General features: G+C 33.9%; 18 protein-coding genes and 1 pseudogene. 6 read left to right on the top strand and 13 right to left on the bottom strand.

The window, feature by feature from the left end:
• Positions 1-54 precede the first annotated feature (54 nt).
• The 3 genes from ID741_RS18000 to ID741_RS17990 form a co-directional block, all read right to left on the bottom strand.
• Positions 55-2,289, bottom strand: a complete 2,235-nt coding sequence (locus tag ID741_RS18000) for a MucBP domain-containing protein (RefSeq protein WP_438721059.1) — start codon at positions 2,287-2,289, stop codon at positions 55-57.
• Between the two features lie 527 nt (positions 2,290-2,816).
• Entirely contained in the window at positions 2,817-3,509 is a 693-nt protein-coding gene (locus ID741_RS17995; RefSeq protein WP_218327306.1) for a winged helix-turn-helix domain-containing protein, read from the bottom strand.
• Positions 3,510-3,838: 329 nt separating this feature from the next.
• Positions 3,839-4,948: a tyrosine-type recombinase/integrase gene (locus tag ID741_RS17990; RefSeq protein WP_218327307.1), complete on the bottom strand. Its 1,110-nt coding sequence runs from the start codon at positions 4,946-4,948 to the stop codon at positions 3,839-3,841.
• 1,021 nt (positions 4,949-5,969) lie between these two features.
• On the opposite strand from ID741_RS17990, the gene ID741_RS17985 reads away from it, so the two are divergent.
• Together ID741_RS17985 and ID741_RS17980 are read left to right on the top strand one after the other, a co-directional pair.
• Positions 5,970-6,854: a hypothetical protein gene (locus tag ID741_RS17985; RefSeq protein WP_438721058.1), complete on the top strand. Its 885-nt coding sequence runs from the start codon at positions 5,970-5,972 to the stop codon at positions 6,852-6,854.
• Positions 6,855-7,061: 207 nt separating this feature from the next.
• Positions 7,062-7,546, top strand: a pseudogene (locus ID741_RS17980) (nucleotidyltransferase domain-containing protein).
• A 115-nt stretch (positions 7,547-7,661) separates the two neighbouring features.
• On the opposite strand, the gene ID741_RS17975 reads toward ID741_RS17980, so the two are convergent.
• The 3 genes from ID741_RS17975 to ID741_RS17965 form a co-directional block, all read right to left on the bottom strand.
• A complete protein-coding gene (locus ID741_RS17975) occupies positions 7,662-8,237 on the bottom strand; it encodes a DUF1062 domain-containing protein (RefSeq protein WP_438721057.1) in 576 nt (191 codons plus the stop codon).
• Positions 8,238-8,411: 174 nt separating this feature from the next.
• Positions 8,412-9,239, bottom strand: coding sequence for an AraC family transcriptional regulator (locus tag ID741_RS17970; protein ID WP_438721056.1), 828 nt, complete (start codon positions 9,237-9,239; stop codon positions 8,412-8,414).
• Positions 9,240-9,403: 164 nt separating this feature from the next.
• Entirely contained in the window at positions 9,404-10,312 is a 909-nt protein-coding gene (locus tag ID741_RS17965) for a DUF2268 domain-containing protein (protein WP_438721055.1), read from the bottom strand.
• A gap of 344 nt (positions 10,313-10,656) precedes the next feature.
• On the opposite strand from ID741_RS17965, the gene ID741_RS17960 reads away from it, so the two are divergent.
• The 4 genes from ID741_RS17960 (at position 10,657) to ID741_RS17945 (ending at position 15,202) form a co-directional block, all read left to right on the top strand.
• Positions 10,657-12,396: an ABC transporter ATP-binding protein gene (locus ID741_RS17960; RefSeq protein ID WP_438721054.1), complete on the top strand. Its 1,740-nt coding sequence runs from the start codon at positions 10,657-10,659 to the stop codon at positions 12,394-12,396.
• Complete coding sequence (locus tag ID741_RS17955) at positions 12,393-14,126, top strand: ABC transporter ATP-binding protein (RefSeq protein WP_438721053.1); 1,734 nt, start codon at positions 12,393-12,395, stop codon at positions 14,124-14,126. The genes ID741_RS17960 and ID741_RS17955 overlap by 4 nt, the downstream gene beginning before the upstream one ends.
• Positions 14,127-14,478: 352 nt before the next feature.
• Positions 14,479-14,634, top strand: a complete 156-nt coding sequence (locus ID741_RS17950; RefSeq protein ID WP_218327317.1) for a hypothetical protein — start codon at positions 14,479-14,481, stop codon at positions 14,632-14,634.
• 133 nt (positions 14,635-14,767) lie between these two features.
• Positions 14,768-15,202: a VOC family protein gene (locus ID741_RS17945; protein WP_438721052.1), complete on the top strand. Its 435-nt coding sequence runs from the start codon at positions 14,768-14,770 to the stop codon at positions 15,200-15,202.
• Positions 15,203-15,771: 569 nt separating this feature from the next.
• On the opposite strand, the gene ID741_RS17940 is transcribed toward ID741_RS17945, so the two are convergent.
• The 7 genes from ID741_RS17940 to ID741_RS17910 form a co-directional block, all read right to left on the bottom strand.
• Complete coding sequence (locus ID741_RS17940) at positions 15,772-16,527, bottom strand: MurR/RpiR family transcriptional regulator (RefSeq protein WP_438721051.1); 756 nt, start codon at positions 16,525-16,527, stop codon at positions 15,772-15,774.
• 78 nt (positions 16,528-16,605) lie between these two features.
• Complete coding sequence (locus tag ID741_RS17935; protein WP_438721050.1) at positions 16,606-18,282, bottom strand: glycoside hydrolase family 13 protein; 1,677 nt, start codon at positions 18,280-18,282, stop codon at positions 16,606-16,608.
• On the bottom strand, positions 18,282-18,701 hold the full coding sequence (locus tag ID741_RS17930; protein WP_438721049.1) for a PTS sugar transporter subunit IIA: 420 nt from the start codon (positions 18,699-18,701) through the stop codon (positions 18,282-18,284). The genes ID741_RS17935 and ID741_RS17930 overlap by 1 nt, the downstream gene beginning before the upstream one ends.
• 36 nt (positions 18,702-18,737) lie before the next feature.
• Entirely contained in the window at positions 18,738-19,547 is an 810-nt protein-coding gene (locus ID741_RS17925; protein ID WP_438721048.1) for a PTS system mannose/fructose/sorbose family transporter subunit IID, read from the bottom strand.
• Positions 19,540-20,343, bottom strand: coding sequence for a PTS mannose/fructose/sorbose/N-acetylgalactosamine transporter subunit IIC (locus tag ID741_RS17920; RefSeq protein ID WP_218327323.1), 804 nt, complete (start codon positions 20,341-20,343; stop codon positions 19,540-19,542). The genes ID741_RS17925 and ID741_RS17920 overlap by 8 nt, the downstream gene beginning before the upstream one ends.
• Positions 20,344-20,359: 16 nt before the next feature.
• A complete protein-coding gene (locus tag ID741_RS17915; RefSeq protein WP_218327324.1) occupies positions 20,360-20,836 on the bottom strand; it encodes a PTS system mannose/fructose/N-acetylgalactosamine-transporter subunit IIB in 477 nt (158 codons plus the stop codon).
• 737 nt (positions 20,837-21,573) lie between these two features.
• Positions 21,574-24,120 carry a cation-translocating P-type ATPase gene (locus tag ID741_RS17910; RefSeq protein ID WP_438721047.1) on the bottom strand — a complete coding sequence of 849 codons (2,547 nt, stop codon included), beginning with the start codon at positions 24,118-24,120 and terminating at the stop codon, positions 21,574-21,576.
• Positions 24,121-24,268: the final 148 nt, after the last annotated feature.

The following is a 24,268-nucleotide window of genomic DNA, read 5'->3' as shown; positions in this document are numbered from 1 at the left end:
TTTTTAAAAGAAAGGACTAGCGGTATATAGATACTAGTCCTTTTTTACTCACCTTTATTTAGGAGTATAGAAAGCTATTCCTTCATCTCTCCATCCCAAACTAATTAACCAATCGGCTTCTATTTTAGAAGCTGTATACATATGAGAACCTGGCCCTGTAGCATTTGGATTAAATACACGGTAAATTGGATTACCTTGTTCTTTAGGAACCATGTAGAAAGATGTTCCTTCTTTTTTCCAGCCAGCTGCAGCTACAGTTTCATACTCAGATAAACTGGTTGTATAAAAATGCTCTCCAGAGTTAACATTGTATAAACGATAAACTTTTACTGCATCTGCATATGTTGCTTTAACACTCTGGAAGGCAGTTCCTTCACCAGACCATTTTTGATCTTGAATCCAATTGTATTCATCTTTGCTTGTTGTAAATAAATGGTCTCCATCATTTGGGTTGTATGCTCTATATACAGGTACTAAAACATCTTTAGGTACTACACTGTCTTTTTGATAAACATAAGTTACAATCGGAACGGCATTAGTAAATGTACCTGTAGCATTTCCAATAACTTCCTTAAATTTATATCCAACAATATCTTCTTTTTTTGTTGTATATGGCTTGCCAATTTCACCGCGTTCTATATAGCTAGATTTGATTTCGTTTCCATCAACATCTTGATATTGGACAAGTACCATTCCTTCAGTACTCTCACCTGCAAGCTTGTGATAGGTCAACTTGATTGTGCGATCTTCTTCATCCAGTAATCTACCTGCAGCTGGTGCATATCCCGCTTCTGTATCAGTAACTACACCATTAAATCCATATCCAGTAAGATAAAGAATTTCGGCATTATAATAGTCTCCATATTCTCCAGTAATAGTTCGCTCATCAAGTTTTTTTACTGCATTTCCTTTAGTATCATATTCCCAATACTCAACAGTTAATTTACCAGGAACTATTTTAGAATATACATAGGTGACTTGTTGCGGACTAGAAGTAAATTTCCCATTTGCATTTCCGACAACTTCTTTAAATCTATACCCATAAAAATCTTTTTGAACAGTGGTGTAGTCTTCATCAACTTCACCTTCTAAAACTGTATCTTTTTCTTGTAACTTATTGCCAGATTCATCAACGTAACTAACTGTCACATTTCCTCCCTGAACAATATCTTTCCAAACAGCATATAAAATAGTATTTTTTGCAATAGTATATTTGTCACCAGCATTATATAGAGGAGATGTGCCTGCTACATAATTTTGATCTGTACTCCAACCAATAAATTTTGCATTATCTTTTTTCATATCATTTTGATCTTTTAGTACAATTGACTTTTCACCATCATATGGACTATCCGAATCAACAGGCGCTGTTCCTGAAGAATTTCCGTTTCCGTCATATACCATTACATACCCTAAACTTAACTTTCCATAGCCTGGATTAGTTTCTAAATTGATACCCACATATGGATTAGTTACTGTGATTCCAGCCAATGAAGCATATGGTAACAACGCATCTGGAACACTTACGATGAATGTAGTCTCTCCAGAAGGCGATGAGACTGTCAGCAATCTGTCAAATTCACCTTTATTTATTTGGTTAACATCATCCCAAGTACTATCTTTCATAACTAACAAGTTTTTAAATGAAAAATTCAAGGTGCCAAATTTATTTTGTAAGTCTAAAATATTTTGTCCCGTAACATTTGGTTTTACTGATACAGAAATTTTCAAAATGTTATTTGCTGACGTTACAGACTTTATCTCAAAAATATTTGAATACGCTGCAGCTTCTTCTCCATCAAATAACAAACTATTAAAATCTGTCGTAGTTTGTAATTGATTTATAGTGTTTTGATTCAAGGAAAAATAATTTGATAGCGCACTATTTAAATCAATATTCAAGTCAAAAGAGCCCGAAATCAGTGCAGCAGACTTGAACTGTCCTATAAAAGTTTGTTCAAGGGGAGAAATTGTAGATATCTGCCCTGTAGAGACCGCTTGAATAATTCCATCAATATTATTCAAATCGAATTTAGCTTGTACACCGAGAGAATTAGAATCACTTTTTAATAAAGGATTATCCCAGCCAACCACACTACCATCTTGTTTTATAAATGATACTGTTGTATCTCCAGTCGCTTGCAACGTCCCTTTATGCATAGCTGCGTTATATTGAGCTTTATCAGCATCCGTAGACGCATGAACTTTTGCCCCTCCTGTGTACATAGTTATCCCAAACATTGCCACTAGACCTAATAAAAAAAATGGGATCTTTTTTTTCAAATTCATTTTTTCTCCTCCTTATATTTTTTAAATCCTCTTTCTAATACGCTTATGTTGAGGTATTAAAATCCCCATCCTTCCGTCCAATTTTTATAATGTTCTTATGTTCAGCCTAGTTAAAGGTAAGGTTACGACTAACTGAAATTGTCACATCTGGATTAAACTCAGGTATATCCTGACATTTCCATCAGATACTCACATACAATCTAAATTTGTTCCGTTTCTCCACCCAACGTTAACTGCAACATCACATTAAGTTTTATTTGTTGATTAAAGACGTCGCTAGAATTTGGATTTTAGATTCTATATTCTTGTTTCTTCTCTTGCATGTCTTTTTTAATAGGTCAGTAAAATATTAATCTTCTAAATCCATCTGATTCATCTGTTCCTGATATCCAACATGCGATAATAGTATTCATTTTTATTAGCAAATTATTTCCATAACCGTTGTTATATATCCGATATATAGCTGCTTCAGGACTAGCTATGGATGTTATCGTGTAGTATCTTCTTTTTTCTGCTTTGTCATCCTATTAATTTACTAATTCCAAAGAATAACCTTTGCCCCAACTGGTTAAGATCTTCATATTTTCTATGCCAAATTCCTTTAGCTTCCTATTAATATTTTTTGAAATATTTGAAAGCCGGCTTTGGGTAGAACTTGTACAGTCTTTACCCCATATTTTTTCTGACAACTCTTCTCGTGAGACATATCCAGTAGCTTCTTCTAACTCTTTAAAAACAAGTTTTTCTTGATTAGATAAAGTCCTTAAAAATCTTCTTTTTTCTTCTTCCTTCATCGTTTCTTCATTAATACGAATAGATTTTTCCATATTCGTATTCATTAAAGTCAACTGATCTTCATAATGATCACACCAAAGCAGTTCCCTGAGATAATCAAAATTCGTTTCCTCTGAAATAAAATGAGTGATTCCTTTTTCCAACCATAATCCCTTCTCATTCTCACTCAGAGAGTGACTTGTTTTTAAAATAATTATTGTCTGCTTAAAACTACAAACAGAAAGAATCTCGTAAATCATCTGATTAGATACTGTCTCACTAAAAATAACTACTTGAAAATATTTTAGTAATCCGCTAACATCACCTCCGGTTCTTAAAATTTTTAACAGTTGTTCACTGCAAAAAACCTCATGTTTTATTGCATTTAGATGTTGAATAAATTTAGTTTCAAAGAATGAACAATTAGATAATAATAAAATATTCATTTTCTCCTCCTTTTCTCAAAAATTTACATCAAAGTATGCAATAATATTACTTATTAAGAAAGGATAAAAATTGATTAAACAGCATCATCTATTTCAATAAATTCTTGTTTTTATAAAAAACAAGAAAACCGTCAGAAGCTTAGACTATTACGAGATCTAAGTGGCTTACTGACGGTCAAAGACGGCTTATAATGAATTTTGGTTAGCGAATTAAATAATGAAAAAGTAGAGAAAATAAAAAAACGAGCCATATAGAAAGCGTTTTCATTAAAAGGCCCAAAAAACTTTTTTTTAGTCATATATTTAAAATAATCATAGTTTTTTTTCTCTTAAGCTCCTTTTTGATCTAATGTAGCTATTACTTGAATTCGCTGTTCTAACATAGCATCAGCATATGTATCTAATGTCATCTGAGTGGAAGCATGACCTAATAATGCGCTTACTGATGCGATATCGGCATTTTTTTCAATACAGCGAGTAGCGAACGTGTGACGCAATTGATGAAAATGAACATGATTTAATCCGGCTAAATCTCTTATTTTATGAAAGTGATAAGTTAGTAAGCGAGGCTCGCAAGGTTTCCCTTGTGTTTCTAAAACATAGTAACTATCTGACTTCTTTTTATAGTACTTTAACTGATCCAGAAGTTTTTTTGTCATAGGAATTAGTCTCGTTGAGGCATCTGATTTAGATTCGGTATAGTATAGTTTAGTATTATTTTTATCAGATAAAGAATTAATCCTTTGATACGTATAGTTAATTCTTAACAATCTTTTTTCAAAATCTACGTCTTCCCAACGCAATGCTGCGATTTCTCCTATTCTCAAACCTGCCGATAAGCCTAACTGGACTGCAAGTCTTCCTTTTCCACTGATCTGATTGGCAGCAGCTTCTATCTCTTTTTGCTGTCCTCTAGATAATGAAGAAATCCTTCTTCTTCTAATCTTTGGAAGCTGTATTTGATTGCAAGGGTTAACTGTAAGATCACCTCTTTCTACAGCAGCATTAAGACACTGATTTAATAATCGATAGATAACATGAATTGACGCATTGGATATTCCTTTTTTTTGCCACGTAGTGATTAATTCTTGAAATTGTATTTTATTTAGTTCATTTAATGGATAATCTCCAACTGATGGGTAAACGTAAGCAGTTAATTTATACTCATAACTAGCAAAGGTAGATTGTTTAACTGAGTCTTGAATGGAAGCAAGCCAGTATTTTCCCCAACTAATAAGTGGCATTACGCTATCACCATTCGTTTCTCGTAAATTCTGATACTTTGCTTTAAAAATGTACAATTTATTTTTTACTTCATGATAAGTTTTCCCATATATGTAGCCATATTTAATTTTATTATCTTCTCTTCTTCCCTTGATGAAACGACCTTCCCATCGTCCATCTTTGCGTTTATAAATGTTTTCTCCTCTTCGACTCAATTTGAAAGACTCCTTTTCAATAATATATAAATTTATGACGGCTTAATTGACGGCTAATACTTTTTTCGCGAAAATACAGCTTTCTTTTAAAAAAATAAGATATTTCGTCATAAAAAACGTTTTTAAATAAATTTGTTGATATAAACCACGAAACAAATTACAATATAAGGTATAGAAGGTTTATAAACTGCTTAACAGCACATATCTATCTCGTTTTTTATAAGAACAAGAAAAAAACAGTCATGTTTAAGCTAACTTTAAACATAACTGTTTCTCTTTTATCGTATTAATTTTTGAAATCGCTTTCTTTTTAATTTAATAAAAAATATCAATTTGGAAACACCTACTTATACGCCTTATCCCTAGAACATAAGTAGGTGTTTTTCTCTATGTTAATAGAATAAAGGTTCGCTGATATTGCTTTAAAAATGACTATTCTGAACGAATTGATAACTCTTTTACTGATATAAATCTTTTTTTTATTAAATAAAAAAAGCGCTCTTTTTCTATGATCATTTACAGATTACACGCTTATTAAATATCGAATTTTAGTATTATTTTTTTTTGGTTAATACAATTCTCCAGATACATATTATCTGTATTAAAAACAGATAATTATATGTATAATTCAATAAATAAGTTGAATAAGTAGTAATTATATATAATATTTATCCGTAATAACGAATTATTTTCATTCTGTCTGTTGAAATTATTGTTTCTTAAAATTTTTATAATTTATCCAAAATAGAAGGATTCATACTGATTCTCAAAAATCAAATAGTCATTAATTGATTCTTAAATCTTGACAATAGGCAAAAATTCAGACAATAGCTTTGTAAACATAATAATCCTGCCAGTTATTAAAGAAAGGTATCCTCTAATTGCCTATAAAGATGTTGTATTTATTTCTTTTGCAATATTAATATCATTATTCATTGAAGATCTCTGGTTTTGTTTGTTATTAGCAGATTTCTATATTATTTTGAGTTTGATATACTTAAGTCGGAAGCAGGTGTTGATATTGGAAAACCCACTAAAACTAAGATTGATGCAAGAAAGTAAATCATTACAAGAAATGGATAAAACAGAAACACTTAACTTGCTTGGTGATTCAAAATTAATCGAAAAATTAACCCATGTTGAACACAAAAATTTGTTAACTCACATTTGGAATCTAATTGGGTTAGCGGAAATTCCCAATACAATTGACCTACCTTATACTCAGAACCTAGTTTCTTATATTAATAAACATATTGCTACCGAAGAAGGATTTTCATATACAGGTATTACAGCTGAAATTGTCCCCTGCTACAACGCATTGATCCTTGAAGCGTACTGCCGTTTAGGTCTTGGCAATACTGATGAAGCTCAAGCGGCACTCAATTGGATAAAACAATATCAAGTTTTTGATCGTGTGACAAAAACTACTTGGCCGTATGAAGGTATTTGTAAACATGGTGGCTGTATGAAAAATGTTCCTTGTTTTATCGGGATTGGTAAAACGCTGCGAGCATTAATTACTTATCGAGATTTTTCCCAAAATGAAGACACTGAAGTAAATCAATTAATCCAAATAGGTTTGGAATATATGATGCAACATCACATGTTTCAAAGACTAAGCAATCAAAAACCCATTAGTCCACACATTACCGATATCATGTTTCCCCAAAGTTATGTGCTTTCGTTGACGGACATTGTTTATATTATTGGAAAAACGAATAGTTTAAATAAGCCTGAGATACTTCCGGTATTAGATGTATTAAAGGACAAGCAAACTTGTACGGGTGGTTGGAAAATTGACTATATTTATTCATATCAAGGCTATGTCCCATTTGATAACCGCCGAAAAGATTCCGAATGGATCACGTCTTTGTTTTTAAGCTGGCTGGGAACCGATGTATTTTAGTGCATTGATTCTATTTCTATTTTTTTCAATAATTATCGACTAATTTTTTCCATATTTATTGAAGTAAAATTGGCTAGAAGATACCCGAAAAAACTTAAATGAATAAGAAGTATCTTTAAATGACCCTAGTCGATGTAAAAAAGATGAAGCTACCTGACTGACTAATCCAAACTTTAGTTTTAACGACCAAAAAAGGAGCAAATAGAAATGAAAAAAGAACATACTACTGAAACAGATTTATTTAAAATTCTTGATATTATGGATGAAACAGGTATCAAATATTATCTCGATGGTGGCTGGGTGTCGATGTTTTGACAGGTAAGCAGAATCGTCAGCATCGAGATATTGACCTTGATTTCGATGCTGATTTTACAGATGATTTACTAAAAAAAATGCATGACATTGGCTATGAAACCGTCACAGATTGGTTGCCGGTGAGAATAGAATTGTGGCACGAAACTTATGGTTATTTAGATATTCATCCTTTTATTTTTGATGCCGATGGTTCTGCCAAGCAGGCTGATTTAGAGGGTGGTTTTTATCAATTTAAAGCTGATTTTTTCACGACTGTCCGCTACCAAGATCGTCAAATTCCTTGTATTTCTCAAAAGGCACAATTACTTTTTCACAGCGGCTATGAGCTACGAGAAATCGATCAGATTGATATTCAAAATTTAAAAAGCTTAGAATAATATTTTAATCAAACCTCTTACTTCCAAAAAGTTAATAGTAGTCGTTAAAAAAATTAGCTATAAAAAGAACTTGTCCCCCAAAAATCAATCATTGATTCTTAGGTGGCAAGTTCTTTTAGTTATTGTGGGTAACTATTTCTTTGGCATTAAAAAACACAATTAAATGATCATTTAATTTTTTTCTAGCTTCTCGACTATTAAGTTTCTCAAATTGACAATTAAAAAAAAGACGTTTAAATTCTCCATTAGACAATTCAAGTTTTCTTTTTAACAGAGTTGAAAGCCTAATATCCACGGGATAATCACTAAGAATTTCTAATTTAACAGACTCAGATGAAAGGAACTTTTCCCCAATGATTTCATAATCAAGTTCCTTAATATAAACCCCATTCTTTTTCAAAGTAGTTTTATCCAAACTATATTTTTTTACTAGCTCTGGATCATTATCTAAAAATTGATTCAGCATTTTTAGATCTATTTTATTTGAATTTACTCGAGAAAAGATCGTCGCATTCCAGCTAGTTTTACATTGTTCACAATTATAGATTAACCAAATATCTAGATTTTTCTTTTGCGCATTCACACGAAACATCTCTGAACAAATAAATTCAGTATCTTTGTGGCATTTTTTACAGTGGCGAATAATCGTAGGTATGGACAAGCAATTTACTTTCCATTGAACATTTTTCATCACCAACAATCCTTTCTTAATTCACTTAAGAAAGAACTGAAACAGGTGGATCTACCGCTACCATCCTCATACCAAAACCCCCTTTTCCAATAAAAAAATCTTCTAAAATTAGTCACTTGGTTAAGTCACTTCATTTTAGAAGAAATTTGTGCTGTTGGCTTCTGAATTCTTGCTTTATTTTACTGGAATACAACAATCTAATTTAACATAACCGTTTTGCCAATCGACTTCACGATAAATACTCAAACCATATTGCTCTCGCATATTAAATTTACTTTGCGGTAACCAGATACTAAAGAGTCCCTGCAGCTCGTTAAAAATATCTGGAATATAGCCTTCAAAAGAATATACGGCATATTTTCCACCAGATACAGTTGCCATTGCTTCTGTTTTTTCTGTCACACTTAAACAAAGATCGCACAGGTTATTTTGCTGGGTGGTTGAAGATGGATCTGTATAAAATTTTTCAATCATGATGGTCGCCGAAGTCATATTTGCTTTGTTGTGATCAATAAAATTTGACCAATTCTGTTTGACATTCAAATAATTATCTAAAGTTCGTTGATAAATCACTGGATAATCCGGCAGATTTTTTATTTGAACAGCTGCTTGATAATTCTCAAATGATTTAAGCTCTTCTATTTTTTCGTTATCAAAAGGATTGATAATCCTGCTTGAATTAGCAGTCTTTCTAAACTCAGTTGGCGATACTTGGAAAAGATTTTTAAAAACCGTACTGTAATTATTTGCACTGTAACCATAATCCAAACCGATATCAGAAAATGTCCGTGTCTTTTCCAGCTTGATATCGATTGCGCTTTGTTCGACTTTCAATCTTTTGATAAAAGAATAAACACTTTCCCCAGTGACTTCTTTAAAAATTCTAGAAAAATAAAATTTCGAAAGATAAAGATAATCGGCAATATCTTCAATCAAAATATTTTCCTTATAGTGTTCCAATATATAATCAATACTCGTATCTACCAGTTTTTTCTTATCCATCTGAGCTTGCCTACCTTTAGTGATCCTGATTTGTTTAAGTATATCATCATTTATTTTTCCAAATTAAAAAAAGAGCTTCATTTCATTATTATTATGAAATGATCGCTCTAATTTTTCATGCAACGAATTAAATCTTTGTTACAAAAAATTGGTATCCGCATTCTTCAATCAAAAACATGTGAGCCACTGATGATTATTTCTGAGGGCGACAGCGTGGCTTCTTCAATGCTGGCTCCAGAATTTTTTAGATATTCTTTTACAATATGATAGCCGATGGTATATCCAGCATTTCTGGAAAGTCCAACTGGTGCATAACCCTGTTCTCGTGCAACTTCATCGCCATACATATATGCAGCAACTTCCTCAAAGCCACGTCCTTTACGACCGTCCTTTATTACTTCAATTGAGTAAGCTAATTCCTCTTCATCGTAATCTTGCACCCAAGGACCACGCTGTTCAATTCCAAATAAGGATTCGGCAAAAACTTCTGCCAAGCCTTCAATAACTAAATATTCTTCTACGCTGACATCTCCGTGATTAAAAGGAGCATAAGTAAACCGGATATTATGATTGAATTCATGGGCTAAGGCTGATTTTAAGCGTGTACGATTATAGTCGTTAGGAAAAACAATTAAAATCATGTAGCCAGGAATCCCTCCAAAACCGCTATAACCTTCACTTGCCATCACAATTTTATTCTCAGGATCAGCCAGAAGTATATTGAGAACAAATTCTTTCAAAGGAATCTCGTAACCAATATTTTCAAACCTAGCAATTCCTGTATCAATCACTGCTTGATACTCCTCAAAAATCTTTGTCGCTTTTAACTCAGAAATTTGGTCGGCAATTAAATCAACGCTTTTTCTAGGCGTCCACATCCCCATCATCTCCGACGCCATGATCACATCATAACCTCCAGGTGTTTTTGGTAGAAGTGGCGCATTTAGATATTGCCAAATCTTTTCCATTGGCTGCATAATTTCATAGCGAAAACTATTCTCGTCAGCTTGTCCATTGATTGCTTTTTCATAAAACGATAATGAATCAATTAATCGAACCTGCTTTTTTTCCATAATGATTCCCCCTTCTTTTTTAGAATAAGGGTTTACGCAACGTCAATGTCAAGTGGAGAAATTTATTTTAGCCAAGAGTATTTTTGTAACGTCAATATTTTTTGTTGATTAAGCGCTAGATTGGTTGTCTACTACATTTTTTAATACTTTTTCTACGTCCTCTTCATAATCATAATATAGTGTCTAAAAAACTAAGGAACCATTTTAATTTTAGTCTAACTATCAATAATTTTTCTTTTACCATAAAAATAATAGTAAAAATTAAATAAATATTGAATTTCTCTTTTTTATTAGGTAACATGATATTGAGAATCATTCTCAATTACGAAAAAGGAGGAGTTACTTTGAAATCTCAAAATAGTATTAGCTATTTATTTAAATTAGCTGGTCGTTCACGCTGGTTGTTACTTTTTTCTGGAATCTTTAGTCTCATTTCAGGCTTATTAGACTTTGTCCCATTCATTATGCTTTATCGAGTATTGCTTTTTTTATTCGGTAAAAATCCTAATGGTGAATTGGCAACGCAATACGCGATATATGCAATAATTGCTATTGTTTTTAAATTTTTAACAAGTATTATCAGTGGTGCCCTTTCTCATATCGGCGCTTTTAATACACTTTATGAGATTCGGTGTCGTCTAAGCGCTCATATTGCAAATATTCACTTAGGTTTTTTCACTAACAACACTTCGGGTAAAATCAAAAAAGTGATTATTGAAGATACAGAACGTATTGAAACTTTGTTGGCTCATCAAGTACCCGATCTTGTAAAAGCCGTCACCGCACCAATTATTATGTTTATCTATATGTGTACTGTTAACTGGCAAATGTCCGTCTCCCTCTTATTACCAATCGTTCTAGGGGCTGCTGTGATTATGTTGGGCATACGTAGCAGTGGCAGTTATATGCCCCTTTATCATCAGCTAACAGGCAAATTAAATTCTTCTATCATGCAGTTTATCAATGGTATGAATGTGATGAAAGCTTTTAACGTGACTGCAAAAGGCTTCAAACAGTATTCCGATACTGTTGAGGAATACCACGTGATGTGGACAGAATGTACAAAAGCCCAAGGTCCTTACTATGCAATTTTCATGGTATTAATTGAATCAGGTATTTACTTCAGCTTCCCTATTGGTGGCTGGATGTACTTAAATGATGCCATTGATTTACCCGTTTATCTTTTCTTCATGGTGATGAGCATTGTCTTTTTAACTTCTCTAAAAAGTTTGTCTAATTTTTCTGTTGCCATTATGCAAATCATGACCGGGACAGAAAAAATTAAAGAAATCATGGATGTGCCAAATCAGCACTTTGGCTCTGTTTCAACGATGAGTCAGGAATTAAATGCGCTCGATTTTGCGAATGTTACTTTTGCTTATGAAAAAGAAAATGTGTTAAAGGATCTTTCGTTGCATATTCCTGCAAATAGTCTGACGGCATTTGTTGGCGTTTCAGGTTCTGGAAAATCAACGACTGCACAATTGATTCCCCGTTTTTGGGACAATCAAAACGGATCAATCAAGATGGATCAAACAATGCTGAAAGATTTTTCTGAAAAATCACTGATGGAAAATGTTAGCTTTGTTTTTCAGGATGCCTTTATGCTCCATGACACTATCCGAATGAATATCGCTGTTGGAAAGACCGATGCTACGGAAAATGAAATCATTGCAGCAGCTAAAGCAGCACAAATTCATGATATGATTATGGGCCTTCCAGAAGGTTATGACACGATTTTTGGAGAAGCTGGGGTAAAAATGTCTGGCGGTGAAAAACAGCGGATTTGTATTGCTCGAGCTATTTTAAAAAATTCTCCGGTCTTGGTATTAGATGAAGCCACTAGCTTTACTGATATTGAAAATGAGCGGAAAATCCAACTGGCTCTTGGGGAATTGCTGAAAGATAAAACCACAATAATGATTGCTCATCGCTTGCATACCATCATCAATGCGAATCAAATTTGTGTATTTGATGACGGTCGAATTATTGAGCAAGGAACCCATCAAGAACTTTTAGACAAAGCTGGAAAGTATGCTCATATGTGGACAGCGTATACCTCAGAAAGAGCGGTGGTAAGATGATTCAGATTATTAAGAATATCCAATTTATTATTGGAGAACAAACCAAATTGTTAGTCAAACCTTTGCTATTGGCGATTTTAGATGCTTTTCTTAATATGTTTTTTTATGGCGTAATGATTTTAGGGATTGTTCGATTAGTGGAGAGTAGTTTTACTAGAGATTTTTTTATTCAGTGTGTTTTCTTTTTAACAATCGTTTTTGTGGTTCGTCTTTTTCTATCGCGGTTTACTTATAATTCTATGCAGATCAATGGATCAATCATTGTCACAAAGTTAAGAATTCAGTTGGCTGATCACGTTCGCGGTTTAAATTCAGGCTTTTTCAATCAGAATAGTATCGGCAAGCTTACCAGTAATTTCACTACCGACATTGCTGATTTTGAGCAGGTCTTAACCCACAACTTCATTGATTTCTTTAAGGCGTTTTTTATGGTAACGATCGGAATTATTGCAGCAGTGGTAATTGATGTTCGTTTTGCACTGATTATTGTGATAATGATTTTAGTTGCCCTGCCTTTACTGATTGTCGGTGGCGCAAAAGGAAATAAACTTGCTGGAACCCACAGGGAAAAAATTAACGATGTCATTTCTCGTGTAGTGGAATACATTAACGGTATTAAAACTTTTAAATTGTACCAATTGAGTGGCGCAAAATTTCAGCGTTTAGATCAATCCTTCAATGATTTAAAAAAATCAGCCATCAAAGTCGAACTGTCGTTAATACCATATGTCATGGTTTTTTCGACTATCGTCTCCTTTATTATTCCCGTGGCACTTGTTTGGGGCACTTATTTACTGACTAATGAAGCTAGTAGTCCAGAAAGTTTTATCGCTGTGCTAATACTAAGTATATCGATTTCTGGTCAGTTGATGGCCATCGGTATGCTTTATCCACAAATGAAATTCATTGCTAAATCTGCAGACAATTTGCGTGAAGTCTTATCAGCCAAACCTTTGAACTACCAAGTAGATGCTTTGGATGGAGCAAATCATGCGATTCAATTAGAGGGTGTGTCCTTTTCTTATGAGAATGATGTACCTGTACTGAAAAATATTTACTGTGAGATTCCCGACGGAACTACAACCGCACTGATTGGACCTTCCGGCTCTGGAAAATCTACCATCATCCACTTGATTTCTCGCTTTTGGGACGTTCGGAGCGGCAAACTGACCATTGGTGGCGTGAATCTTACTACAGTAAAACCTGATGCTTTAACTAAGCATATCAGCTGTGTTTTCCAAGAAGTCTATCTATTTAACGATACCATTTTAAATAATATCAAAATCGCGAAACCAAATGCTGATCACAGTGAAGTTGTTGCCGCTTGCCAGGCTGCAAATTGTCATGATTTCATTTTGAAACTAGAAAATGGTTATGACACGATTGTAGGCGAAGGTGGTTCTACCCTTTCCGGAGGAGAGAAACAACGGATTTCGATTGCTCGAGCAATTTTAAAAGACGCACCAATTGTTCTTTTAGACGAAACAACATCTAGTCTCGACGTCGATAATGAACGAGAAATTAATCAAGCTTTAGACAAACTGATGGAAAAGAAAACGGTGGTAGTTATCGCCCATCGTTTGAACACCATTATCAATGCCGACCAAATTATTGTACTGAATGAGGGTAAAATTCGAGAAAAAGGAACACACTTTGAACTCCTTGCAAACAATGACTGGTACGCCCAAATGTATCAAGAACAAGAAAGCGCTCGTAACTGGGTGATTTAACACTCGGAAAAATGTAGTGTCTGAATGTACCGACCCTCAAAAGTTAGACCAAAAAACTAACATTTTGGGGGTCGATTTTTTATGGCTAAATACAGTTTCGAACCGAAACTGAAAATTGTTCATGAGTATTTAGATGGTAAGGGAGGTTATCAGTATCTGACAAAAAAATACACTATTAATTTTTAGGTCAAGTAAGGGATTGAGTTAAAAACTATCATCCATCGTTCCGTGAAGAAGGACTGCTAATGCTCTCATGATGCCACACATAAAAAAAACAATATTGCCATATTTTCAACATACCTTCTTTTGTAAATTGGAGCATGGTACACTTGATTTGCGGAGGTGTTTTCATTTGAACAAACTTGATACTACTTGGTTATTAATCGGCATTTCCTTTCTACTTTTCGGTTTTACAATTGAAAAATTTTATTTTATATTAGCTGCACCCTTCTTGCTAATCGCGATTACAGACCGTGACTCCCATAAAGACGAGCATGAAAATGGGTAAGACAAACTTGCTCTTAATTTGATAGTTTACTTAGTGGTCAGCTGATTTTTTTAATGAAATACAGCCTGTACATCTAATTTCCATTTAGTTAATAATAGTACCATTTATGCACTTTCCAATAGGGGGAAATAAAATGAAACAAAGTATTGTTCATATTGCTTTAGTAGTTGATGACTATGATGAGGCGATTAACTTTTTTACTCAAAAGCTCGATTTTGATCTAATAGAAGATACTTATCAGCCTGAACAAGATAAAAGGTGGGTTGTGGTCTCGCCTAAAAATTCAAATGGAACCACCATTTTGTTAGCGAAAGCTTCAAAACCAATTCAAAAGGACTTTATCGGAAATCAAGCTGGCGGCAGAGTCTTCCTTTTTTTGGCTACTGATGACTTTTATCGAGATTATCACAACATGCTTTCAAAAGAAATTGAGTTTGTCAGAGAACCTAAAACTGTAGATTACGGGATAGTTGCCGTCTTCAAAGATCTATATGGCAATTTGTGGGATCTGATTCAATTCAACGATGACCATTTAATGAGTATAAGAATGAATGATTCTACCAAGTAATAGAGTTGGTGGAATCTTATTTTTATGCCCTTTCTTTGAACCGCTTAAAAATTTTCAAAATTCTTCTATCCAAAATAGACAAAAAGTTAAACTGGAAGTTTTCATAGAAAATGAAATAAAACAGTTTAAAGAAAACAGAAAGTAATTAAGAAAGACCTTATAGAATACCAACCCAGTATAGTTATCAAAAAAAGCACTAGAATGAACGTGATTTATGCAAAATAAAGAGCCTACTTTTTTAATGAAAGTAGGCTTTATAAAATAATGTTTACTTCTATGTCAAATAGACCTAAATATTGCGCCAGTTAACAGTTAAATTGAGACATGAATTTTTTATTACCAGATCCTAGATGTATATATAATATTGTGCATTCACTTTTGTTACCAAATACTATATTATTCAATTTTCTAGACAGAGAGCGAATTTATAATGCAATAGTTATTGGAGATCGCCATCCAGATAGTTGATAACTAAGTATTTAATCACAGGTCAAATTATATGAAAAAAAGAAAAGCAATTAAATTTTAGTAGTATCAACAACATTTACGAGAATATTTCTAATTTTCGTCTATTCATCAAACAAAATATATTCTCGAAATTTTCGTGCTAAAATGGTTAAGATAATATTTAATCCTACCATAGAGTAACTTCCAGTAACCATGGGACTGGGTAATTCACTGGTTTCGTAATAAAGTTGATAGTCTGCCGCATCACTCAAAAAGTTTTTCCCAAAAAAAGTAACGGAACAAATCGGCACCTTAATTAATTGCAGGTTTTTTATAGCATTTTTAATAGCTGGTGTATTGCCACTCAATGAAGTAACAATAACTAAATCATCAGCCGTAAGTGTTTGGCTAATCATTTCAAAATTAGTCTCACCAGAAATTAAATAATTAGGTCTCCCCGATAGAAAAAGATCGTTAGAAAAATCTTTTGTATAATTATTTTGAGTAAAACCGGTTGCGTACAGATAAAGTTGATTGGCTTGTTTAATTTTATCCAATAGTGGTTGAAAATTAGTTTGGCTAGCATATTGGAACGTTTGATCAATTTCTTTTTGTAGAGTAGCTACTAAATCAGTCGGTGCAATCGTTGTTTGAAGTAAAGATTGTTCGATCGAGTATTTCATTTCTGAGAACCCTCTAAAACCTATTTTTTTTGCTAATCGCAAAACAGAACTTTTTGAAGATAGTAGCTTGTTTCCTAATTCATTTATGGAAAGTGTGATTACTTCAGTCTTATGATTGAGGATATAATAAATCATCTCTTGTTCATTTTTAGACAATTTTTCAAAATTAATTTTAATATGTTGGTCGAAATTCATCAAAAAAGCCTCCTGTCTTCTTAATACTAAAGAAAAAACTATCAGAAATCAAACAATCTCCGATAGTTTTAAAACTGATTATTTTAAAAGAAAAACGACTGCTTCGTAAGGACGTAGAGGCATTGTTTTGGAAAGCGTTTCGATTTTTTCTGGATAGTTTCCGATTAATTTCTCACCATTTTTTTCTACTAAATCTTTTGGAATCTCAACATTAACTGTATCTGGACTAAAAGAACATAGCACTAATAAAGTTTCTCCTTGATATTTTCTCAAGTAACTATAAACTGCTGAGTCCTCCTCATTAATCAATTGATACTCACCCAACTGAATAATCGGATATGCTTTTCTTAAAGCAATTAGTTTCTTGTAGTAGTAAAAAATAGAATTTTCATCCTGCAAAGCTTTTTGAACATTGATCGTCTGATTGTCTGGCGAATAGTCAATCCAAGGTTTTGCCTTTGAAAAACCACTGTCAGACTCACCATTCCATGGCATGGGTGTACGAGCGTTATCCCGTGATTTTAAATAAACCGACTGTTTAATATATTCCTCAGATTCCCCTGCTACCAGCATTTCTTGGTAAAAATATTTAGTTTCAATATCTTGATATTCCTCAATTTCAGTAAAGGGAACGTTTTTCATTCCGATTTCTTCACCTTGAAAAATAAAAGGTGTTCCCTTCATCATATGAAGCAAAGTTGCTAGCATTTTCGCTGAAGTTTCTCGATAAATACCATCGTCACCAAATCGAGTCACAGCTCGCGGTTGATCATGATTGCTCCAGTATAATGAATTCCAACCATTGGCTAATTTATTTTGCCACTCGGTTAAGACTTTTTTCAAATCACTTAACTTAAATCGAATATCTGAAAACTTTCCATACTTTCCGTAATCCAAATGCATATGATCAAAATGGAAAACCATGTCTAGTTCTTTTCTTTCAGGAAAAGTATATAGTTGAGCTTGGGTGCTGTTTGTATTCGGCGTTTCCCCCACTGTCATAACATCAAAATCACTTAAAACTTCGTGATTCATTTCCTGCAAAAATTCGTGAACTCTAGGACCGTTAGAAGCGCCTGCATAGTATGATTTTGTATATGCTAAAGTTTGAGACGCATCTGGATAAGCAGGGTCCTTACTGATTAAGCTGATGACATCCATCCGAAAACCATCAATTCCCAACTCAAACCATTTTCGCATCATTTGATAAATCTCTTGTCTGACAGTTTCACTTTCCCAATTTAAATCCGGCTGTTCTTTAGCAAAACAATGAAGATAGTATTGATTACGACTTTCTACATATTCCCAAGCTGGACCACCAAAAGTTGATCCCCAATTATTTGGTGCCGATCCATCGGGTTTAGGATCTTTCCAAATATAGTAGTCAGCATAGTCATTTTTACGATCTTTTTTAGATTCAATAAACCAATGATGCAAATCGCTAGTATGATTCACTACCAAATCCAAAATAATTTTTATATTGAATTCATGGGCTTTATTTAATAGTTCTTGAAAATCAGCCATCGTGCCATATTGAGGCAATATTTTTTCGTAATCCGAAATATCATATCCGTTATCAACTAAGGGGGATTCAAAAATCGGATTCAACCAAATAACATCAATTCCTAAATTAGCCAAATAGGGAAGTTTTTCAATAATCCCTTGGAAATCTCCAATCCCATCATTATTGCTGTCTTTAAAACTCAGGGGATACACTTGATACACAACACTGCTCTTCCACCATTCAACAGCCATTATTCATCCTCCTCATCAATTGTTTGTTCTGTTAAAAAATCATTTACATAAATAATTTGTTCTTGTCCTTCTATAATTCCTTGTCGTAAGTTCTCTGGATCAATTGCCTCTTCACCCAGAGGTAATAAACAAGCCATAATTACCGGTAAATTCATTCCAGTAATGACATGAATATTCGGCAAACTTAGATATCTAATGAAATTTTGATTGACCGATCCTCCTAAAAGATCAGTGAAAATAATTGCTTCATCTGTATCTGTAAGATCAGCCAAAGCGCTATCAATTTCCTGATCAACTGGTGTATTTGCTGTATAGGCAGCAATTGTTGTGACATCTCCAAGATTAGGCATGATATATTCTAAAGTTTCTTTCATCCCTTTGGCCAGATTATGATGGCTAGCTAAAATAATTTTCCGCATAAAATGCTCCTTTTAAAATATAATTTGAACTAAATTTTAAACCGCCAAAACACCGAAGAAAGAAAGAATCAAGGCTAAAATAATTATGGAAAAAATTATTTGAATCACACTCATCTTTTTCGAAGTAATTAATTTATAGACTGCAAAAGTCAATAAAGCTGGTAACAAAGCTGGCATAATACTATCTAAAATTTGAGACTGAATCGGTAACTTAACTTTTCCTGATTTAAAAACCAAACCGACATTTATTTTAACAACTGATGGGATTAAGGCTCCCACTACTGTAAGGCCCATAATCGATGCTGCTTCAGTAAATACAGAAATTTTAGCGCCTAAAACAGTCACTAGCTTAATTCCGGAAGTGTACCCAATTGAAAATAATTTAAACCGGAAAAGTAAAAAGAAGATATTTAAGACCAACCAGATAACTGCTCCTGTTGGATTCCCTTCAAGCCCCATATAAGCCGCAATTGAACCCATAATAGTTGGATATAAAACCCAAACCAAAGTGTCCCCTACACCAGCTAATGGTCCCATCATCCCAGTTTTAAAGTTTTGAACTGCATCTAATGAATCAATACCATCATTTTCTTCCATTGCCAAACTTGCACCTAATAATAAATTGGCCATCCAAGTAGTAGTATTAAAATACTTAAATTGGTTATTCAAAGATGCTACATAGTCTTCGTCGTTAGGATGGATTTTACGCAAAGCTTTTTCTAGTCCATATACGACAGCCGGTCCTTGTTGGTTCTCATAATTAAATATATTACAAGCCATAAACATGTAACGAAATGCTGCTCGATTGATATCTTTTTTCGTCAACTTTTTATTCAGATTATTCATCAAATTCATCTCCTTCATCAACAACACCTGTTTCAGTGGCTAACTCTGAGGTATTACTTTTTTTCATTTCAGTAGTGAAGAAATAATAGGCCAATGCAAAACCAATAATTGACACACCTAAAATTGGTAATTTTAAGTAAGCTGCCAATACAAAACCAATTAACAACATAGTCAAATATTTTTTAACTGGCATCACCTGTAACAATAGGGCAATCCCGACTACTGGTAACATGCTTCCAGCAATTGACAAGCCATCAGTGAACCATTTAGGAACAAAATCCAAAATTAAATTGATGATACGATCACCGAAAATTACACATAAAGCAGTTGGCAAAGCTGTACTCAAACCAAAAATGACTGGACCCAACCATAAAATACGATTCATCTTTTTAAAGTTCATTTTATTTGCCACATTTTGTGCCGCGTGAGTCACGTAAGTATTTAATATTTTTGCTAAAACGTCTAATTGAATTCCCAACATACCTACTGGAACACCCACCGCTAAAGCAACAGCCTTTGCTTCTTCAATATTATTTGTCGTTCGAATTGCTACATAAATCCCGACTAGAGCAGCTAATCCCCAGTTGGGAACAGAAGATCCGCCAATATTAGCCACGCCTAAGGCCATTAACTGAAAAGTGCCACCAATAACCATTGCTGTCTGCATATCCCCCATAATGATTCCTGCAAAAAGTGCTACCATTATTGGGAACCAAGTTGTTATTACTAAACCTTGTTGATCCCATACCATCCAGATTGATAATCCAACAATCAAAATTCCTTGAATAGTTTCCATAAGATTTTCTCCTCATCTATTTAATATATGTTTCTAAGCTCTCTTCAGGATCTCCAGGAACAAAATGAAAAGTTACCGGCACACCATCAGCTTCTATTTTTTTCAAATCAGCAATTTCTTTTTGATCAACAGAAACCATTTTCTTCACAGTTTTTTTCCCATCACCATCAAACATAATACCGATATTAACTTTAGGAATCTTTACGCCGCCTTCAATCAAACGTAATAAAGTTTCTGGTTCTCGAACAATCATGAAAACATTATGATTATCATATTTACCACTGTTAAAATTGGTAATAGCTGTTTCTGTATCAATAATTGACATCCCAGTTCCTGCAGGTTTACTCATTCTCATAGCAGCTTTTTGCACTTCATCTTTACTAACTTCATCATCTACTACCATCAAACGCTTTGCTTTAGTGGCACCCGCCCACTGTGTCACCACAATTCCATGAATTAAACGTTGATCGATTCTTGCTAATACTAACCCCATAATAATGATCTCCTTTTATAAAAAATTTCTTTTGTTATCGTTTACAATTTGTAGTTTATGGGCAAATCAATTGCAAAACAATACTTTGACAAGGAACTGGGAAGCAGTCTTTATTATTGGTACAAGTGTCAATTTTCCGGGAAAATTCCCATAAATCGATGGAAAGATAAATGATATAAATATAAGATTTTTAATTAAAAAAAAGGTGCTGTCCAGTATGTTTCAAATGGGAAATATTTTACTACTTGAGATGAAGTGATTATGCAAAATAAATAGCCAACTCTATGTAAAAGAGCTGGCTTTTGGGAGTTCTCATTATGCTAATTTGAAAGTTAAATTGATTCATTAGTGATTACTACTAATAGTACGAGGAAATAGTTTCTTTTTGGCTATCAATAAAAATCAATTTATCAAATTTTACTTATTTTTCCCCAATGATTTCATCTGGAGAGTAGACAATCATATCACTAACTTCAAAATCTTTGAAATTTCTAGTTACAACTTTATCAATATCATTTCTAAGAGCAATTTGTACCATAATGCGCCTTCTAAATCTTCTAGAGAAGACGCATTATAACAATCGTCCTCATTTTCTTCCAAATGAATCGATTAAAAGCATAATTAAAGAACTGAAAGAAATCGTAAAATGAACTTTCTGTGTTTCTCTCATGCTTTAGAACTCATAAAAAGTGCCAACCACAATTCCATGATTGGTACTTTTGGTAGATTACCTTCAGTTATTCAGAAAGCTTTTCCGATTTTGATAGTGGATGAAACCGCAATAATTTAACCAGATCATACCAGCAAACTGAAACCATTCCTAAGATGAAACAAAGAAACAATTGGCTACCTGAGAGAGGTGCCAAATCTAAAAATCTATTCATTGGAGAATAGACGAGTAGGAGTAAAATTGACACTGTCCCTCCCAAAATTCCCCAAATGACTTTATCATGTCTTAATTTTAAGAAAGTTTGGATACCAAGAGACCTATCTGAACTATTCACCTGAACAAGGAAAATATTCGCAATTACTAATACGGCTAGCCCCATTGTACGAGCCAATTCATCATTACTTGGATCTTGCTGTAGAGTAAAATAGTAAACGCTAAAGGTTGCCAGAAAGATCACGAGTCCTTGAATCAAACTTTTTAACAACAAGCCTTTTGACAAAAGGCTGTCTTCAGTACTTCTTGGCGGACGATCCATAATATCAGGTTCACTTAGTTGTCTTTCCAAAACAACAGAACACGTTGGATCAATCACCAATTCTAATAAAACGACATGGGTTGGCAATAGTAATAGTGCGACTTGCGGTATACCTAGTAACGGACCCACTAATGCAGCCAATGCAATTGGAATATGAATAACAAAAATATAGCCGATCGCTTTTTTTATATTGTCGTAAATTCTACGACCATCTTTAACCGTATTCACTATAGTTGAAAAATTATCATCCATTAAAATTAAATCTGCAGCTTCTCGGGAAACCTCCGAACCATTCTTTCCCATAGCAATGCCAATATCAGCATATTTAAGTGCTGGCGCATCATTCACACCATCTCCCGTCATAGCTACGACCTCGCCATTCTGCTTAAAAGCTTGAATAATTTTCATTTTATGTTCTGGTGTGACACGAGAAAAGATATTTACATCTTTTACTTTTTTTGCTAATTCCTCGGTAGTTAATTGATCTATCTCTGCACCTGTTAAATAATTCTCTGCGTTCTCAATCCCTACCTGAGAAGCAATCGCACTAGCCGTAATTCCGTTATCTCCTGTAATCATGACAACTTTTATTCCTGCTGTTTGACAAAGGCGGATATCTTCTTGGACTCCTTGGCGTGGGGGATCGGCCAAACCAACAAGTCCTAGGAAGGTCAAGTGAAGATCTTCCATATTTTCTGGAACCTCAGAATAGTTGGTTACTTGTTGTTCAGCTACACCTAAAACCCGCAACCCTTTTTTCCCATAATCAGCAATTGTTGCTTGAATATCTGCCTTTTCTAATTCTGATAAATCAGAAATATCTAAAACACTCTCAGGTGAACCTTTAACTGCAATCACAATCTTCTTTTCATTATATTGCCAGACATGACCCATCATTTTTAGTTCATCCGTGAAGGGGTATTCCGTCATCAAATCTTTTTCAAAGAGGGTTTCTTTTAGCCAGCCATGTGCTGCATCATAGTCTAGAATTGCTTTTTCCATGGGATCATAAGGGTCTGTTTCACAAGCCAACCCCATGATTTCATTCAAACGCTTCTCCTCTTGACTCGCAACTGTCCATATTTTTTGAACACTCATTTTATTTTCAGTAATAGTTCCTGTTTTATCAACCGCTAGTAAGGATACTGCACCCATTGTTTCAACCGCTGGGAGTTTACGAATAAGGGATTGTTTCTTAGCTAAGCGCCAAGCACCCATAGATAAAAATACTGTTAAGACTACTGGAAACTCTTCTGGAATCATAGCCATAGCAATCGTGATACCAGAGAGAATACTTTGAATAATACGATTCGTAAACGCCAAGTCACTATCGTTGAAAAATGACACTATCGCAACTAAGAATAACAAGACAAACGCAATGATGGCACACACTTTGACTAACTTATCAATTTGTTTATCCAATGGCGATTTTTCAGACGGAGCGACGGCTAAGTGTTTCCCAATTTTCCCATATTCGGTTTGTGAGCCAGTTTCGTCAACTAAAATTGTGGCACTACCAGTTGTGACTAGCGTTCCACTGTAAACATAATCCTCTCGCCAATAATCTTCTGTTTGTTTTTCTTTTTGAGTCGCTACTTTTTTCCAGACCGCCTCAGCTTCTCCAGTTAAAGAGGATTCATTGATTCGTAAATCGTTGGCTTTGACAACATAGCCATCTGCCGGAATTTTGACACCTTCTTCAATTAACATGAGATCATCTGGAACTAATTCTTCACTTAGTATTTCAATAGTTTCGCCACCACGAATCACATTGATTTTTGGTGCAGACAAGTCCTTTAAAGCAGCTAGTGTCTTATCCGTTTTCCACTCCTGATAAATTTCAATGGCAATAATAACCACCACAAAAGTCAGCATAATCAAACCATCTTTTGGTTCCCCTAAAAAAAAATAAATTAGAGCAGCAATGACCAGTAATAGGAACATCGGCTCTAATAAAATATGGAGTATTTTTTTATAGAATGGTTCTTTCTTTTGTTGTTCTAAACGGTTTTTCCCATACTGTTCTTGTTGCTTATCAACCTCATTTTTAGATAAGCCATTCCAGTTAACATCCTTCATAGTTGCTCCTCCTTTTTTAATAACGTTTTTCAAATATACCGATTTTAGCCAGAGAAAACTAGGCGGAAAAAATTTTTTTAAGTTTTCCTTAAAGCTTTAGGCACGCCTTGATGAATGTCTCAACAATCCCTTTTCTAACTGTTTTATG

The sequence above is a fragment of the Enterococcus sp. AZ103 genome, from assembly GCF_051714685.1.
Classification (GTDB): Bacteria; Bacillota; Bacilli; order Lactobacillales; family Enterococcaceae; genus Enterococcus_A; species Enterococcus_A alishanensis.
The sequence above is the reverse complement of the archived record's forward strand: the minus strand, read 5'-3'. Positions and strand labels throughout refer to the sequence as shown.